This window comes from Paenibacillus radicis (ex Xue et al. 2023) (assembly GCF_024722015.1).
Classification (GTDB): Bacteria; Bacillota; Bacilli; order Paenibacillales; family NBRC-103111; genus Paenibacillus_S.
The window spans coordinates 134,276-151,801 of record NZ_JANQBD010000002.1 but is presented as its reverse complement, the minus strand read 5'-3'; the positions used below and the strand labels follow the sequence as shown (position 1 = coordinate 151,801).

Annotated in this window: 18 protein-coding genes; 15 read left to right on the top strand and 3 right to left on the bottom strand. The window is 40.4% G+C overall.

Features of this window, described 5'->3' with window-relative positions; genetic code table 11:
• Positions 1-2: 2 nt before the first annotated feature.
• Positions 3-1,418, top strand: coding sequence for a LysM peptidoglycan-binding domain-containing protein (locus tag NV381_RS03340; protein WP_258211849.1), 1,416 nt, complete (start codon positions 3-5; stop codon positions 1,416-1,418).
• 93 nt (positions 1,419-1,511) lie between these two features.
• Here NV381_RS03340 and NV381_RS03335 read toward each other — a convergent pair whose 3' ends face one another.
• Positions 1,512-1,943, bottom strand: coding sequence for an SRPBCC family protein (locus NV381_RS03335; protein WP_258211848.1), 432 nt, complete (start codon positions 1,941-1,943; stop codon positions 1,512-1,514).
• A 219-nt stretch (positions 1,944-2,162) separates the two neighbouring features.
• Here NV381_RS03335 and NV381_RS03330 point away from each other — a divergent pair, with 219 nt between their 5' ends.
• The 3 genes from NV381_RS03330 to NV381_RS03320 all read left to right on the top strand — a co-directional run bounded on the left by NV381_RS03330 (position 2,163) and on the right by NV381_RS03320 (position 3,864).
• Entirely contained in the window at positions 2,163-2,816 is a 654-nt protein-coding gene (locus tag NV381_RS03330; RefSeq protein ID WP_258211847.1) for an HAD family hydrolase, read from the top strand.
• 119 nt (positions 2,817-2,935) lie between these two features.
• Positions 2,936-3,457 (top strand): shikimate kinase, encoded by a 522-nt coding sequence (locus tag NV381_RS03325; protein WP_258211846.1) that lies wholly within the window; start codon positions 2,936-2,938, stop codon positions 3,455-3,457.
• A gap of 47 nt (positions 3,458-3,504) precedes the next feature.
• Positions 3,505-3,864: a winged helix-turn-helix transcriptional regulator gene (locus NV381_RS03320; RefSeq protein WP_258211845.1), complete on the top strand. Its 360-nt coding sequence runs from the start codon at positions 3,505-3,507 to the stop codon at positions 3,862-3,864.
• A gap of 85 nt (positions 3,865-3,949) precedes the next feature.
• Here the strand turns inward: NV381_RS03320 and NV381_RS03315 are convergent, their stop codons facing one another.
• Complete coding sequence (locus NV381_RS03315) at positions 3,950-4,513, bottom strand: NAD(P)H-dependent oxidoreductase (protein WP_258211844.1); 564 nt, start codon at positions 4,511-4,513, stop codon at positions 3,950-3,952.
• Between the two features lie 330 nt (positions 4,514-4,843).
• Between NV381_RS03315 and NV381_RS03310 the strand changes: the two genes are divergently transcribed.
• From NV381_RS03310 to NV381_RS03290, 5 genes are all read left to right on the top strand, one after another.
• Positions 4,844-6,046, top strand: a complete 1,203-nt coding sequence (locus tag NV381_RS03310) for a multidrug effflux MFS transporter (RefSeq protein ID WP_258211843.1) — start codon at positions 4,844-4,846, stop codon at positions 6,044-6,046.
• Between the two features lie 634 nt (positions 6,047-6,680).
• Complete coding sequence (locus NV381_RS03305) at positions 6,681-7,205, top strand: GrpB family protein (RefSeq protein ID WP_258211842.1); 525 nt, start codon at positions 6,681-6,683, stop codon at positions 7,203-7,205.
• 313 nt (positions 7,206-7,518) lie between these two features.
• Positions 7,519-8,400 (top strand): phosphotransferase family protein, encoded by an 882-nt coding sequence (locus tag NV381_RS03300; protein WP_258211841.1) that lies wholly within the window; start codon positions 7,519-7,521, stop codon positions 8,398-8,400.
• 210 nt (positions 8,401-8,610) lie between these two features.
• Complete coding sequence (locus NV381_RS03295; RefSeq protein ID WP_258211840.1) at positions 8,611-9,447, top strand: ankyrin repeat domain-containing protein; 837 nt, start codon at positions 8,611-8,613, stop codon at positions 9,445-9,447.
• 6 nt (positions 9,448-9,453) lie between these two features.
• Positions 9,454-9,888 carry an ankyrin repeat domain-containing protein gene (locus NV381_RS03290; protein WP_258211839.1) on the top strand — a complete coding sequence of 145 codons (435 nt, stop codon included), beginning with the start codon at positions 9,454-9,456 and terminating at the stop codon, positions 9,886-9,888.
• 205 nt (positions 9,889-10,093) lie between these two features.
• On the opposite strand, the gene NV381_RS03285 is transcribed toward NV381_RS03290, so the two are convergent.
• Positions 10,094-10,936 (bottom strand): immunoglobulin-like domain-containing protein, encoded by an 843-nt coding sequence (locus tag NV381_RS03285; RefSeq protein WP_258211838.1) that lies wholly within the window; start codon positions 10,934-10,936, stop codon positions 10,094-10,096.
• Between the two features lie 223 nt (positions 10,937-11,159).
• Between NV381_RS03285 and NV381_RS03280 the strand changes: the two genes are divergently transcribed.
• From NV381_RS03280 to NV381_RS03255, 6 genes are all read left to right on the top strand, one after another.
• Positions 11,160-11,483, top strand: coding sequence for an ArsR/SmtB family transcription factor (locus tag NV381_RS03280; RefSeq protein WP_258211837.1), 324 nt, complete (start codon positions 11,160-11,162; stop codon positions 11,481-11,483).
• Positions 11,484-11,556: 73 nt separating this feature from the next.
• On the top strand, positions 11,557-12,558 hold the full coding sequence (locus tag NV381_RS03275) for an NADP-dependent oxidoreductase (protein WP_258211836.1): 1,002 nt from the start codon (positions 11,557-11,559) through the stop codon (positions 12,556-12,558).
• 289 nt (positions 12,559-12,847) lie between these two features.
• On the top strand, positions 12,848-13,336 hold the full coding sequence (locus NV381_RS03270) for a VOC family protein (RefSeq protein ID WP_258211835.1): 489 nt from the start codon (positions 12,848-12,850) through the stop codon (positions 13,334-13,336).
• Between the two features lie 361 nt (positions 13,337-13,697).
• On the top strand, positions 13,698-13,916 hold the full coding sequence (locus NV381_RS03265; protein WP_258211834.1) for a hypothetical protein: 219 nt from the start codon (positions 13,698-13,700) through the stop codon (positions 13,914-13,916).
• A gap of 366 nt (positions 13,917-14,282) precedes the next feature.
• Positions 14,283-15,968, top strand: a complete 1,686-nt coding sequence (locus NV381_RS03260; protein WP_258211833.1) for a cache domain-containing sensor histidine kinase — start codon at positions 14,283-14,285, stop codon at positions 15,966-15,968.
• A complete protein-coding gene (locus tag NV381_RS03255) occupies positions 15,965-17,512 on the top strand; it encodes a response regulator transcription factor (protein ID WP_258211832.1) in 1,548 nt (515 codons plus the stop codon). Before NV381_RS03260 ends, NV381_RS03255 begins: the two co-directional genes overlap by 4 nt.
• Positions 17,513-17,526: the final 14 nt, after the last annotated feature.

The window sequence follows — 17,526 nt, the reverse complement described above, 5'->3', positions numbered from 1 at the left end:
TTGTGCAAATCCATGTGGTACAAAGAGGAGAAAATTTGTGGTTGATTTCCAATCGGTATGGTGTTCCTACCAATCGGATTATAGCAGTTAACGGGCTCGAAGATCCCAATCATTTAGTTATAGGTTTGGCGTTACTCATTCCGGAGCCATATCCCGAATATGTGGTGAGGTCAGGAGACACTCTGAGGACGATTGCTGACCGTTATGCCATCAGCGTAGAGGCTATTGCTCGGGCAAATTCAATCTCTGATGTCGGGCAACTTACACCGGGGCAAGTACTAGTGATCCCAGTTTTGTATCATACCGTACGGCCAGGCGAGTCACTATGGGCAATCGCTCAGCGCTACAGTGTTTCTATGCAGGCCATTTCACAAGCCAATGGAATTACGAATCATAACATTATTTACCCAGGTCAAACCTTAAAAATCCCGGAAAAGCAGAAGAAGACCATCGATGTCAATGCTTATACGAACGTCTTCGGTGAGACAGCTGCCAGGCAAGTTCGGCAGGACGGGGTGCATCTAACTTACCTTTGTCCCTTTGGATACCGTATGAAGGATGATGGGAGCCTGGAATCGGTAGATGATCAGGCGCTTATAGCAGCTGCTTACGATGAACATGTTGTACCCGTCATGTCGATCACCAACTTTTCCGCTACTGAAGCCGGCTCGAAGCTGGCCCATACCATTTTGTCGAGCCCTGAATTGCAAAATAAGCTGGTGACCAATATCTTAACGATCATGGAAACCAAAGGTTATCGCGGTTTAAATGTTGATTTTGAGAACGTGTATCCAAGCGATCGTGAGTCCTATAATCAATTTCTTCGACTGGCAGTTCGCAGGCTGCATGAAAGAGGATATTTCGTCTCATCCGCGCTTGCCCCCAAAACCAGTTCTGAGCAGAAGGGGCTGCTGTACGAAGCCCACGATTATGCTGCACATGGAGATATCGTTGACTTTGTCGTCCTCATGACATATGAGTGGGGATACCGGTTCGGTCCTCCACAGGCCATATCGCCTATCAACGAAATACGGCGCGTTCTTGACTATGCAGTCACGGTCATCCCGAGGAATAAAATATTTATGGGCTTCCAGCTTTACGCACGCGATTGGCTGCTTCCACATGTAAAAGGACAGCAGGCTGAAACGTTCAGTATGCAGGAAGCCGTGCGTCGCGCTACCATACATGGAGCCGAGATCAAGTACGATCCAGTGTCCCAGACTCCATTCTTTCGATATGTCGATGATAAGCAACGAACGCATGAAGTCTGGTTCGAGGATGCGAGAAGCGCTCAGGCCAAATTTGACCTCGTTAAGTCCTACAACTTGAGAGGAGTCAGTTATTGGGTGCTGGGTTATCCGTTCCCACAAAATTGGGCGTTGCTTGAAGATAATTTTCATGTTCGCAAGCTCATATGATGCATAGGCAAAAACAACCCTTATCCAATTTCCATGGAAGGGTTGTTTTGTTTGCTAATCCTTATTTGCGCAGTTCATCCGATTCATTTTAACCTAAGCTTCTTTAGAGGTTTCACTATATTTTTTAAAATTATCCAGAATCGCCTGAAAGCCAGCTTTTTGCATTTCAATGGAATTGATGGTTTCTGCTTCAAAAGTTTCAATTACCTTAGTGTTGTTTTCTTGGCTAATAAAGGTAATCGCAACTTTTCTTCCATCGGCAATAGTGTAAGAGATATACTCGTTAATTCTCACTTCATCATAAACACCACCAAAATCAAATCCAAAGCTACCATCCTTAGCTTCCATTCTTGTAAGAAATCTTCCGCCTACCTTTAAATCATTTTCAGCATTTGGCGCATGCCAGTCATTAGAAGCATAACACCATTTTGTTATATGCTGTGGCTCCGTCCAATATTTCCACACTTCTCCAACCGATTTATGAACTGTGGTTTCTACCGTTATTGCTTTATTACCCGTTTCCAATACAATTACCGCCTCTCTATTTTAAATTTAGATTCCATCATTAATTATACCATTAAAACATAATGTGATTTCTTATGAATTGCTGTTTGCTAACCTATCTGTTTTTTTGCCTCAGGCGCAGCTCTTTTTTTATTTAAAGTAACAGGCCGTTTAACGTGATAGAGGGGTTGTGTTATAATCGGTCGAATAAAGTAGAAAACGAAAAAAAGAGGGACAACTATGGACAAATACAAAGTAATTCTCTTTGACCTAGATGGTACATTAACCGACTCGAAGATTGGAATTACCAAATGTGTACAATATGCCTTGGAGAAGATGGGGATTTTGGTATCCGAACTAGATGAACTTGAACCCTTTATTGGTCCTCCACTTCAAGAATCATTTTCCAGCATCTATTCTTTCGATGAAGAACAATCAAAGTTGGCCATTGAGTATTACAGGGAAAGGTTTAAGGAAACAGGTATGTTTGAAAATGAATTGTATACAGGAATTGCCGAGCTTCTGGCACATCTTAAGGAGCATCAAAAGAATTTGGTGGTGGCAACATCTAAACCTACTGTTTTCGCCGAAAAAATACTGCAATACTTTAACATTGAAAAATATTTTGACCTTGTTGTAGGCAGTAATCTTGATGGAACAATGACGGCCAAGACAGAAATTATTCAGTATATAATGGATAAGTACAATGACTATGAAAAAGAAGAGTTTATTATGATTGGAGATAGAAAACATGACATAATTGGAGCAAATAATACTGGTATTTGTTCCATTGCAGTAACCTATGGATATGGGACACTCGAAGAAATAATCCAATCTAATCCAACTTTTATTGTTAATGATGTTAATGGAATTAGAGAAACATTAATGTGCTAAAGTAAGAAGAGAGCACAGTAAACAACCAGAACCAGGCTTCCGGCATGAATGGCATCATTTTTCACCTAAAGGCAGTTTAGTTCGAATTAATTAAAGGAAAAAATGGAGGCATTCCAAAAGTGAGGAAGAATATGAATATCGTTCTTATAGGTATGTCTGGAGCCGGCAAAAGCACTTTAGGTGGATTGCTTGCGAAAGCTTTAGGAATGGATTACGTGGATACAGATAATGTAATACAACAACATGAAGGCAGGTCGTTACAAGATATAATTGATAAAGATGGTATTGAAAAATTTATGGAAGTCGAAGAAAAAATTGTGTCTGGTTTGCAACTAAAAAATTGCATAATATCTACAGGTGGAAGTGTTATCTATTCAGAAAAAACTATGAATGTCCTTAAACAGGGTGGGCAGGTTATTTATTTACATGTCCCATATGAAGAAATTAAAAGGAGACTAATAAACATAACAACCAGAGGTATTGTAATAAAGAAAGGAAATAGCCTTGAGGACGTTTACGAGGAAAGAGTTCCCCTATACATGAAATATAGTGATACAATGCTTGATTGCTCAAATAAAGATATAGAACATTGCGTTAGTGAAATTATAGAGAAAATAAGATTACATAATGATCCATTGTAAAGTATGCATATTTATAACATATACTTACCAAAAGGAGAGTGTAACTTATGCGCGAAACCTGTGTTCCGAGTGGCGTGAAACTAAAAGAAACTGGCTTTGGATACACGTTGTCCTTAATAGGCGGTAAATATAAAATGATCATTATGTATTGGCTGTCTGAAAATAAGGTTATGCGATTTAATGAGCTGAAGCGATGTATTGGAAGCATTTCCTTTAAAACTCAGAGCATTATGTTAAAAGAACTGGAGGCAGATGGCCTTATCATACGCAAGGAATTTCCCCAAATACCACCCAAAGTTGAATATTCATTATCTGAACGTGGTCTTTCATTAATTCCATTGTTAAATATGATGTGCGAGTGGGGAGAGAAAAACAGTTCGTTAGCTCTGGAGGCTGTACAGCGGTAGGCAAAGTTAGTTTGTTTAAATCAAAAGAAGTATCTCCTGGTCAAGGAAATACTTCTTTTTTTAGCAGTCTTAATAAAGCTACCTATTATAGGTTGTCAACAAATTTCAAATAATTTAATGCACTTTTTTCCAATTCGCTTGCAGACAGCTCATTTTCTGTACCAGGCACATTTTCACCAGGCTCTTTTTCCATACCATAAAACGCAAAAAACGAACGATAATTTGCATTGCAGTACAGGAAGGTAGTTTCAAAAGGAGATAATAAATCATCAAGTGTATAGCGATATCTTCCTTCTTTACTGTAATCTTCTTTTCTAATTCCGACAGATACGGCTAGAGCAGCTTTGCGATTCTTTAATTTATCGCCTCCTTTTGAACCATAAGCCCACCCATAAGTCAAAACATCGTCAAGCCATTTTTTAAGGAGAGGCGGACAATTAAACCAATATATAGGGAACTGCAAAACAAGATTACCATGCGATTCAACCAATTTATGTTCTTTTCCCACGTCTATGTTTCCATCAGGGTAAGCCTTATGCAATTCGTGAACTGTATACTTTTCAGGGTATTGTTTCAGTTCTTCTACCCATCGCTTATTAATGACGGATGTTTCTATGCTTGGGTGTGTTACAATAACAAGAGTTTTCAAAGATTTGTCCTCCTTAGTGCTTATTTATTTCCTTTTTTGAGTATAAAGATTGCACTGAAAATATGTAAGTATGCACTTTTAGTACACGTACTGTTATAAAGGTTAGTGTCAATTGATGGAGGATAATGAATGAAACGGATAAACGTATATTAGGATTCAGCTCTTATACTTAATTGGTTGTCGGAATCCGTACAGTTGTGATAGGATATAAAACAGACTCTTTGCTTCGAGGCGTACAAGTCTTCTTCCGGATCTTGTGCAAATTCGAAAGCGACATATAGAGATTAAGAGTCTTGGATACGGAATGAAGAATAGGAGATTCTCTTTATTATGACCAACAAGAACAAACAGCATGTGTATAGACTAGCGTTGCTGCTCGGTTTATTTTCGACACTGGGGCCTTTTACTATCGATATGTATTTACCGGCGTTTCCGGAAATTGTGAAGCAATTCGATACTACAGCTTCGCTCGTGCAGCTCAGCCTGACCGCTTGCTTACTTGGACTCGGCATCGGCCAGCTCATCATGGGTTCGCTGAGCGACGTCTATGGTAGACGCAATCCACTGCTAATTTCCATGGCCGTTTATGTCGCCGCCTCGTTAGCTTGCGCATTCTCGCCAAATATCGGGCTATTGATCGCATTCCGGTTCGTGCAAGGTTTTGCTGCTTCGGCGGGCATTGTTATTTCCCGTGCGATTGCACGCGACATGTACAGCGGTCACGAACTAACAAAATTTTTCTCATTGCTCTTGCTTGTCGGTAATTTGGGTCCGCTCGTGGCACCGGTTAGCGGTAGTGGGATTCTTTCTTTCACTACTTGGACCGGCGTATTTATAGCACTGGCACTGCTCGGAGTCTACCTACTGACGATGACAAAATGGGGGCTTCAAGAGACTCTGCCACTTGATCGCCGCAGACCCAGCAATTTCATGCAGCAGCTGCGGAACTACGGATCGCTCTTGCGAGATCGCCAGTTTGTCGGTTACATGCTGGCACAGGGTATTATGATCGCTGGGGTCTTCGCGTATGTTTCGGGAACGCCCTTTATTTATCAAAATATTTACGGAGCTTCACCGACCGTATTCGCTGTTTTGTTCGGATCGAACGGCATCAGCCTGATCATCGGCTCTCAACTAGTCGGTCGGATGGCGCATCGCGTATCCGAACATACCTTTCTATTGTTCGGCCTATCGCTTGCCTGTTTGGCCAGTGTCACTGTCTTAGTGGTCGCCATCGTCCATGGACCGCTTTTTGCATTGGTGATTCCGCTATTTTTCTTCGTAGCGGCAATCGGCATTACATCTACGGCAGCATTTCCTCTTGCAATGGAGAGCCAGGGTCATATGGCGGGCAGCGCTGCTGCGCTACTTGGTGTCATTCCCTTCTTGCTCGGAGCAGTTGTCTCTCCGCTAGTCGGAATCGCGGGTGAAGACACTGCCGTTCCGCTGGGCGTAATTATTTTATTAACGAGCGCTGCCGCGATGCTAGCTTACTTCTTCCTCGTAAGAAGAAGCCCGAGTAGAGCAGTTTAAGTTAGCAACATGTGGTAAAATGGAACCAGTCTGGCACTGTAACTTAGTGAGGGATTGGTTTTTATTTTTTGAGAATACAATTATTTTCATAAATAATTTGCATCAGGCAAAATTAAAGTGTTTTTTTCAACACTGTACAACTTTGGCCGAATTGCAACGAGAAATTAATCGGGCTCAACCTCAAAATCACTACTTGCCCCTCCTCCGACCACTAGTCCTCATAAAATCCTGCAAACATGCAGTTATTTTCCTGCCAGAATTGCTGTAGAGAGAAAAAACCTGCAAAAGTACATCAATTTTCATGGAAACGCTCCGATTCAGCTAAGAATGTAAAGATAACTGCACATTTGCATGAATTCAATAAGACTTCGGATATACCGGCCAAAGGCTGTATAAATGCAGGCTTTTGGGAGCAGGCAATGGTTTCGAGTCGAATAAATTCGAATAAAGTCGTGTGCGCTGTCATTACCGTTCTTAAGTTTTTGTCTAGGGCTAGGCTGGGCACGGAGCCGAAATCGAATGACTTCGTCAAGCGATGATTTCGGTTTTGTATCTTTTTTTCTCCCTTACTTTTTATGATATTGGAATGCCCTAATCTGATCGCAATGAATATTTCCCTGAGGAGGTTAATTAAATGAATGTTGTGGTTACAGAATACAACGATAATTGGAGACAAAAGTTTAGCGAGGAATCTCAAAGAATAAAGGATATTTTTGTTGATGAGTTAATCGACATTCATCATATAGGCAGCACTTCAGTTCCAGGGTTAAAATCCAAACCAATCATTGATATCATGCCAGTAGTCAAAGATATTGAAAAAATAGATTCGTTTAATGGTCGAATGGAAGAATTAGGTTACGAATGTATGGGCGAGCTTGGCATGAATGGAAGAAGGTATTTCCGTAAAGGCGGAGATAATCGCACGCATCAAGTGCATGTGTTTCAAGGGGATAATAAGGAAGACATTACTCGCCATTTGGTTGTAAGGGATTACCTCCGATCGCATACCGATGAAGCAAATCGTTATGGAGTTTTAAAAGAAAGCCTCGTCAAACAGTTCCCAAGGGACATTGAGGCTTATATGGATGGTAAAGATGAGTTTGTTAAAGAGCTAGAAAGTAAAGCGCTAAGTTGGTACAAAATGAGTAAAGAACGTTAAGTACCACGAAAGAACGGAATAACTTTCATGCTCTGTGGTGCAGTCTAAGGAGCATGACAGCCTCATTACGAATGGGCAGTATAACGTGGTGGCTACTGAATTAATCGAATTTGAACTGCTCACAGATGCAATTAATGCTTTAGGCGCTACTTTTAATTTAAAGTATGCGCCCATTTTTATTACATATAAATCACGAACGAACATGCTAATGTACGAAATGTAGCAAATGAAGCATTGTTAGAGATATCAAGATATAATCGTGACTCTAATAAAGTTTTCGATAATATGTCATTCAGACTCAAGGAGGTTCAATTTGAACACAATACAAACGATTATAACAAGATTTAACCTTAATGTTATAAGTATAGATCATGTGCCTGAGTCATTTAGTTCAGAAGTATACAAGCTTAGTCTTATTAATGGAGAAAATGTATATGCTAAGATCCCTTATAATAAGGATAAACTTTTTCGTGAGTATCGTATGCTAGAAATGTTGAGCCAAGTATTACCGGTTCCAAAAGTTTTAGACTTCTGGAGTGGGGATGACTTAATATCGGGTGCTTTACTTTTAACTGAGATTCAAGGGTCACCTTGCACTGGTGTTGTTAACGATAAACTTGCATTTCAAATTGGGGTCTATCATGCAAAACTCCATGAAGTCAAAATGCCGGGATATGGTGTTGAAGTAAAAGACGGTTTTCAATATCTTGATCAGAACAATTGGAGACTTTACATAAAAAATAATTTCGAAAAATTGAAAGAACCCTGTAAAGAAATCATTGATAGAGATTTATTCGAAAAATGTATGAATCACTTTGATAGGACCTTCACAATTCTGCCTCATCCTGATGGACCGTGTGTTGTTCATATGGACTTTCGACCAGGTAATATATTAACAAATGATAATAGGGTCGTTGGTATTATTGATTTCGAGAGTGCACGAGGAGGGGCATCTGAAATAGATTTCACAAAAATAAATCGTTATATTTGGGAAGTAAATCCTCAAAGCAGAGTTAGGTATGAAGAAGGGTATTCCACAATTCGTCCCCTATTGGATTTGGATGCAATATTGCCGTTTTATGATTTTTATGATGCTTTTAGTGCTGTTGTCTGGTGTAAAAATAGAGGAATTGAAAAAAATAAAGCGTTCCTTAATGAAAATATATCTGTGTTGCAGAAATCGGTAGATTATTGAACTGACGAAAAACAAGAGTTGAATAGAACAAGAACTCCCGTTTTAATTATGTTAAAATATTTACGTGAAAACATTTGAGGTGACTATATGAGTGCTGGAGCTGTTTTCTGGTCCAGATTTTTATCTGCAACTAAAAAATGGAGATGAACTTTATTCGGTAATTAGAGTCTGATTTACTTCTTTAAAGGTAAACTAGTGGAGGGTAAATACATGAACGAGCAAAAGGTTATAGAACAGTTCAAACAGGCGATCATGAGCCATGATACGGTCGCGACGAGGCGATGCCTAAACGAGCATCCCTTTCTCGCCAAGCAAATTAACGAGCCGTGGTTTGCCTTCGATACGCCCGCGATTGTCGCAGCAGCGGCAAACGGGAACCGCGAAGTCGTGGATATTTTACTGGAGCACGGCGCTGATCTGCATGCAAAAAGCAGTTGGTGGGCCGGAGGATTCGGGGTTTTGCATCATGACCATCATGAGCTTTCCCGATATTTGATTGAACTAGGAGCCCCCGTCGATATACATGCGGCCTCAGCACTGGGTATGTTGGATACTGTGAAAGAACTGGTCGAGATGAATCCCGCAGCCGTCAATCAGCGCGGACCCGATGGGCAGGTTCCACTTCATTTTGCCACTGAACATGAAATCATTGATTTTCTGCTCGCTCACGGCGCCGATATTGATAAGCGTGATATCGATCATGGCAGCACGCCGGCTCAATGGGCGATCGATAACGAGGCTAAATGCAGGTTTCTTATTGAGCGTGGCTCGGCAGCAGATATTTTTATAGCGATCAATATCGGAGATACGGAGCTGGTTCGCTCTTTCATTCGTACCGACCCCGAGTGTCTTCAAGCTCAAGTTGGGCGGGGCAGCTTCACGTCCGGCGATTCGAATGGGGGACACATCTACGCGTACAAAATAGGCTCTAATACGCGACCGTTCTATCTTGCGGCACGCCGCAATCATCCCGAGATCGTGGATCTGATCGCGAAGCATAGTCCTTCAAATCAGCGGCTGCTGCTTGCTTGTATGCAGGCCGATTAGGCGGCGGTGCAAAATCTGCTTGAGCAGGATCCGAAGCTGGTACAGTCGCTCTCGCTAGAGGATCTTAGCTCAATTGCTGATGCCGCTTGGAACAATGAGGTTCAAGCCGTTCGTGTGATGCTCGAAGCCAGGTTCCCTGCGGATTCCCGCCGCGATTACAAAGATTTTACAGCTCTGCATAACGCGGCTATGCGTGGAAACGACGAAGTGGTACGATTGCTGATTGCGCACGGTGCATCCGTTCATCTAGCCCATGGGTACGGTGGCAATGCACTTAACAGCTGCATATGGGGAGCTGTTCACTTTCGAGATTCGGCCGGGGATTACCCCGCGGTGGTGGAGCACCTCATTCAAGCCGGCTCTCCATTGCCCAATCAAGCGTCAGGCAGCAAAGATGTAAATGAAGTACTTGCGCGTTACGGAGTCGTTAAAGGAACATAAAACGGTCTCCTGAAACCTCAGGTTAAATATGGCACGCCGTTTTCCAAGGTGATTATTCCTAATCTGTAAGTCCAGCAGAGAATGGGGAGCATCAGTATTTCAATCTTCGAATAAAAATATGTGCTGAGAGCAGCTCATAAAATCACCTTAAAAAAAGAAAGGGAGCCGCACCGCGGCCTAACGAGTTGAGTACCCGAATTATTTGTTACTCTCGCGAATGTTCAGGTGAAATCACTTCGAATTCGGCTGTCAAAGTCTCCTTAATATCGTGAATATCCATTATGGAAACTTCCTTTAAAATTCGGTATTTCCCCGGCTCCAAATCATTGATGGTCACCTTTTGTTCATATGTTTTACCCGGTTCCAATCCTATGCCCTCTAATGTGAAAGCTCTTTGGATAGGGGCGTTTTCCCATTCCGACTGATTATATTTTTGGATTTTATAGGGCTTACCAAACATTAATACGGAGGGGCCATAATTGCTAATGTTCAATCTAACAGTGTCTAACTTTGAATACTGCTTCTTATCCAAAGACATGGCTGATTTTATTTCCAAGATTGGAGCATAAACGACTGACAATAACGTATCTTCTACCTCGTTGGTTATGCCCAATACTTCTGCGCTTAGCAAATATAACGCATTCTGATCCTGTGGCAGTCGGTTTGAATAATCGGGCGAGGTGGCCGAGACCATTGAATCGATTTTTTCATCCAGGATTGATATGGGCTTGAAGCTTTTGTCCAGCTTGGACAATCGAAAGCGGATGTTCCTATCGTGGATAGGGGCCGCCAGTTTCACCGAAACATCGCTGCCCGCCTTCTTATAACCTCCTGAAATTGAGAAGCCGATCTGTCCACCTTTGTCACTCAAAAACCACTTGCCGGTCTTAGGTCCGTATCCCGTTTTAACATTCAGGTTTTCATTGTACGAATGAGGTAATATAAATGGTTGGGCCGCTGGCTGCTCAATCTTATGTTGTTCCGGGTGTATATTATCCGTGTTTATCCATAGAGAACAAAGTATTACTAGCAAAAGGGCGTGGTGCATAGTTCTCCTCCTCCTTCATACATACATAGTTAGACGAGGAAAACACGAAAAAGTTCCATAAAATAGATTTAAGAAGCAGCATACAAATGGAAAAGTGACAAAGGGGCTAAAGGGTATTTTAGTTGAATAACCGACGTGCAATTGTGAAAACCTAAAGATTGCAATTGAATTAAATATAGTTATGTTTAAAGGATTAAACCAATGAACAGAAAGAGGGGAGCGTATGAGCCAACAAACCGAGCATGTTCTGCAACAATTTAAAGAGTGCATCCCTTTGCTGGAAGTGTTGACTGATGAAAACCGTCAAGCCATTATTATGCTGCTGGCACAGTACAAATCAGGACTTAATGTCAATACGATATCGGACCATATAAATTTGTCCAGGCCGGCCGTCTCCCATCATTTGAAGGTGTTGAAACAATCTGGTTTTGTTAATTCCGAAAAGAAAAGCGTAGAAAATTACTATGTACTAACTGTTCGTAAACCTCTTGAACAACTCAAATTATTAATTACGGCCGTTGAAGCTGAATGCAACAAGTCTCAATGATATGTAAAAGTGGTAAACTTTTTAACATTGGTTTAATTGTTTAAACTAATAATCATAGTTGGAGTGATTTTAAATGAAGGCCATGATAATTGAGAAATACGGAAAAAATGCTCCATTAATTATGACAGAACGGCCAACGCCTGACATCGGAGAACATGATGTACTGGTGGAAATTCATGCAGCCAGCTTAAATCCTATCGACTTTAAAATAAAGGAAGGAAAAGTAAAATTCCTGCTAAAGTATAAGTTTCCTTTAATCTTAGGAAATGATTTCTCCGGAGTTGTTGCCAAGGTTGGCAACCGAGTGAATGCATTTAAACCCGGAGATGAAGTTTACGGGAGACCCCGCAAAAGCCGGATCGGCACATTAGCCGAATATATTGCTGTACATGAGGAAGATATTTCGCTGAAGCCGCAGAATCTAAACTTTGAAGAAGCGGCATCCATTCCGCTGGTCGGACTTACGACTTATCAAGCCTTTTCAGATATTTTGGATCTTCAAAAAGGTCAAAAAATTTTGATTCACGCAGGTTCAGGAGGTGTGGGCACCTTTGCTATCCAATTGGCCAAATTGATGGGGGCTTTTGTCGCTACAACAGCAAGCGATAAAGGTTATGAATTGGTCAAAGCGCTGGGTGCCGATCTAATCATTAATTATAAAAAAGAGAATTTTGAAGAACTGCTTACAGGATATGACGCCGTTTATGATACTTTAGGAGGAGCTGTCTTGGAAAAATCATTCCAGATACTGAAGCCAAACGGACAAATAGTATCAATCTCCGGCGTACCAAACGCAGCATTTGGAAAAGAAGCACAATTGGGTTGGATGAAAACAGCAGTTTTGTCCATCGTGAGCCGAAAGATCACAGCGCTTGAGAAGAAGAGCCAAACGAGATATCATTACCTTTTTATGAAACCGAACGGAGCGCAATTGAAGATTTTAAAAGAATTTATTGAGGGAGGTCACATTAAGCCCGTTATTGATAAGGTGTATAATTTGAGAGATGCCGGGCAAGCGTTTCATTACCTTGAAGGCGGAAGCGCCAAAGGAAAGGTCGTCATTAGAATAAAGTAATTTTCAAGGGGAAACATCCTATAGAACAACATTTTTTGATTTTGATTTTTAAGCTTGACGGGACATGAGAGTTAAAAAACAACAGATTGTAAAGGAGCTTGCCTCGCGGCAGCTCCTCTTTTGGTTTACTCAACTACAATGAAAGAACGGATTAACCTTCATGCTCTTGAAAATTTCAGCAGAGTACTTCCTAATTATGGTAATATAAGGTTGCATCTCAAATACAGCTAATTAGCCCTTAATAAAGAATCTCTGTTTGATTTTATCACCATAAACGAGGAGGGGGAAGATGAAACTACAGGTCGAAGGTGTTTCTGAATTAGTATTAGAGGTTCAATCAATGGAAAGAGCAGTAAGCTTCTGGTCTGAAAAATTGGGATTTCCCATTGTAGATCAGTGGGGTTATAACAATGGACAATTTGATACGAGCGGTACAGGAAGGATTTGGGCTACTTGGTTATACATCGGCGGAAATACTAGACTTGGATTATGGCTTCCAAGAAATTTTTCTGAAGAACAACTGCAAATAAAACAAACCTCTGTTAGTCAGTGGCGGAATGGATTGTATGATGAAGGTGGTATCCATGTTCATTTTGCATTATATATTAAACCAGAATTATTTGAAGATACCATTTCAATACTGAAATCAATGGATATTGATTTTTTAGCCTTTAGAAAAGAAAACCCAGAAACAAGTAATTTATATTTCAAAGATACAGAAGGCAATATTGTTGAACTTTATACAAAGAACATGAAAAAAGTATATGGAAAACTATAGTTGAAAAGCAGCTAAAAGAGCAGGTGCCACGGCAGTCTGCTTTTTTTGTTAAACTAAAGGCAGAATATTGAATATAACTATAAATTATCATGTTAATTAAATAATTATGATGTAAGTTAAAAGACATAATACCTTTTACAGATTCATCGAATCGATTATTAAAGGGATCATTAATAGATGTTAGAAAAAGTTGATATTAACAGCATCATCGATAATCTCCATAAAAAAGGCATAATTAATAACATTGAAATAGTGATGAATAATAAGACTGGAACTACTGAGGGGCTTGTTTATACTCTTTCAGAGCACAATGAAGTAAAATATGTTTTAAAGATAGATCATCCGCAAAGGAGGCGGCAGCATGAAATCCAATATGGGACTAAGAATTGCCTGGATAATTCCAAATGTCTTAATGTATATTTTTTTCGTGGGTCTTACTGTATTTGTGTTTGTTAATGCAGAAGGGTTAAATAAAATTAATCGGCTCGGTATATGGCTTATTGCCCTTTTGTTGTTGTTGTTTATTGCCCTATTCTGTTCTTATCGGATTTGGACTTGGATAAAGCAAGGCAAGCTGTAAATAATCGTCTAAGACGATAGCCACTATTTCACTTTCTCCCCATAAGTAGACCGGTCCTTTAGCAAGAAAGGATTTCGGTCTATTTTTATTGTATGACGTAACGAAAGTGGCGAATAACGTACATCTCGAGGTTGTTTAGGAAGAAGGAATAATAGGACTCAGGAAAAAATATACGAATTTCTATAGCAACATTATCGGAGAAGATTTATTATAGAACAAAATAAAGCAAAATTGGGTGATTGAATGCTAGGTTTTAAGAAACCTAAAATAAACTATAAAAATAAGTTAATTATTACTTTTGTGCTGGCCGCTTTTTTGCCATCCATTTTTATGCATTACATAACTTACTGGAATTCGACAAATGCAATGAAAACAAAAATAAATGAACTAGTCACCTATAATTTGATTCAAACGAACAAAAATCTCGACGCGAGCTTATCCGAATATGATGATACTTTATATCAATTAATTGTTGACAAAGATTTTATCAGACCGATCGAAAAACTGCTGCATGGCACGGATTTCGATAAACTTTTTTACTCAGAAGCACTTCAAAAGTTGTTCTCTGGTTATTCCAACTCTAAAGAGGGGATTCGAGGTATAACCTTTTTAGATAATAATGGAGATTCTTTAGTGTCTTATGATAAAATAATAGGTTCACCATGGAATTCAAAGAAGGATGCTGCACCGTATCTATTGAAGTTGAACAATTTGCAGCAGGGGCCTCTCATTACCGTAACAGAAAGAGTGAAAGTTGACGGTGGCAAAGATGATAATGTATTTCATATCGCTAGAAAGGTGTTCGGCATTTCGTCGGGTCAACTGGAAATAATGGGTTACCTCATAATGGATTTGGATGAGTCCATACTTTCCAAGGCATCGAGCATTTCGTTAATGGATAACCAAGCGGACGGAATTACCAGCGTCAACTTTTTAATAGATGCCACTAGAAATATTGTGTCTTTCCCGGAGAAAAAAAAGATCGGGACCAGCTTTCTCAACCTATTGAACACAAAAGTTCCATCTTCAGAAAATCTTCCCCAGCAGGCAGTAGTTATGGGACAGTCATCTATCATTAATTACTACCCGAATGAGCAGACAGGTTGGACTATTGTAAATGTAACAAGTGAAGATAAAATGTTTTCGGAGATATACTCCATGCAGAAAATTAATATTTGGACGGCTATTGCCGTGTTCTCATTTTCGATTCTACTCATTATTTATTTCTCAGGCCTACTCACCCAATCCATACGTAAAATTGTGAATGCGATGCAGCTAGCCGAACAAGGTAATCTGAACGTAAAGCTGGAGGATAATGCAGGCGATGAAATTTCAATTATAGCTTCAAGTTACAATAAGATGATGACGACTATTAATGAGTTAATGGAAGAGACGAAAATAGCCGTACAAAAACAAAAGGAATCGGAAATCCGATCTTTAGAAGCTCAGATCAACCCGCATTTTTTATATAATACATTGGATTCAATCAACTGGATGGCCATCGATAAAGATGAGCATGAAATCAGCCGGATGCTAAAGGGGCTTGCCCTTATTCTACGTTATAGCGTGAGCTACAGTAATCAAATGGTGTTACTGGCTCAAGAGCTCGAGTGGCTGGAGCAATATTTGTTTTTACAAAAAAACCGATTTAACGACGCGTTTCAATACTATATACATATCGATCCGGTACTAAAAGAGGCCAAAATTTATAAACTGCTGCTTCAGCCTTTCGTTGAAAATACGATCATACATGGCTTTGCAGGAATGAAAACCGGTGCCGAGCTGCACATTCACTTTTTTATTTTGAACGAAAGCTTCTTATGCGTGGAAATAGAAGATAACGGCTGCGGCATGGATGAAACCGTCCTAAAAGGCATGATGGAAAGCGAAACAAAGGGTACAGCTACAAGCTTCGGAATTGGAGTACGGAATGTGATGGAGAGATTGCAATTGTATTACGGAGATCAAGCTCATTGCTCAATTGAAAGCACTTGGGGTCAAGGCACCAAAGTTAGTATCATTGTACCACTGCTTAAGGGGGGAAATGCATGAGAATCGTAGTAGTTGAAGATGAAGAAAGAATCCGCAAAGGCATTGTTCGACTGATCCATAAATTAAGCGATTTGTACCAAGTTGTCGGCGAGTGTGAGAATGGCCTGGAAGGTATAGCCACCATTAAACAAATGAAGCCAGATCTGGTCATTACGGATATTAGAATGCCTTTTATGGGCGGGATTGAAATGCTGGAAGCTCTGAAGGAAGAGGGCATCACTCCGAGAACGGTCATTTTAAGCGGTTATTCCGAGTTTGAATTCGCCCGAAAAGCTTTGCAGATCGGTTTCGTCATGGAGTATTTATTGAAACCGATTACAGCAGATGATCTAAAACAAGTGCTCCTTAATGCGGAGAATGATAGGACGAACGAACAGCAGAATGGAATACCGGCCACGGATAGCAGCGAGGATCATGAGCAAATAATCAAACGCTTCCTTACACAATCCGACATTGAGGTTGAACGTATGTCTGAGCACGTCAAACAATGGATTGGAGAGGAACATGCTTCGAACCGCTTTATTGCATCCATCTATATCGGCAAATGTTACGAGGAATGTTCTCACAACGTAAAAAGCACGCTTCATCACACGTTAGGGCAGGACAGCAGGATCAATGATTTTACGTTAGTTGAATATCCGGACCTATACGAAATCGACATTGTACTCCATATGAAATCATCAAGTCCTTGTATGGGCAGCCTGTGGGAGCATTTGATTACCAAGCTTCAATCTCTGCCGTTGGACGATTTCGTCATTACCTGGGCGATCCTTCCTCATATCAAAAATTTAAAAATCGAAATGCTCAATATCAGGTCCATGCGTAAGTGGACTCTTGTTGTCGATACTGGTAAAGCTTTGGATAAACAATCGATTAGCAACGTGACAAGAGGAGCTTTTCATTACTCAACCGAGTGGGAGCAGAGAATTAAAGAAGCAGTATCAAACCATGATCAGGCAAGGCTTAGATCTGAAGCGGATCTCTTTGTACAGCATTGCATGAGAGAGGCTGCCGAGCCGCAGCATGTCATTGATGCTTGCATTCAGTTTACAGCTGCGATTCTTTACGTGGCAGGAGTTATCCTTGGGGAAGTCAAAATAGCCAAAGAACAGAAAGATATATATCATCGGATTTCGCTTGTGCAGACACCATATGAACTGAAGGAAGTATTCCGTGATATCACTGCAAAGATCGCCGAAAGCTTTATAACACTTCCTAAATCGCATAGTCTTGTAATTAATAAATCGGTGAAAATGATACAGGAAAAATATCAAAGCGGGATTTCACTGGAGGAGCTTGCAAACTTATTTTGCATAACGCCAGAATATTTAAGCTCTTTATTTCAAAAGGAGCTGGGCATTTCTTTCACTTCATTTGTCAAAGAAATGAGAGTTCGAAAGGCAAAGGAGCTGCTGATTTCAAATAAGTTGAAAGCGTTTGAAGTTGCAGAACAAGTGGGGTACTCGGATGCAAAATATTTTTCGCGTGTGTTTAAAGAGGCTACAGGTCATACGCCAGGAGAATTTCAAAGGCTTTACCGTTAGTAGGAAGGTTTATA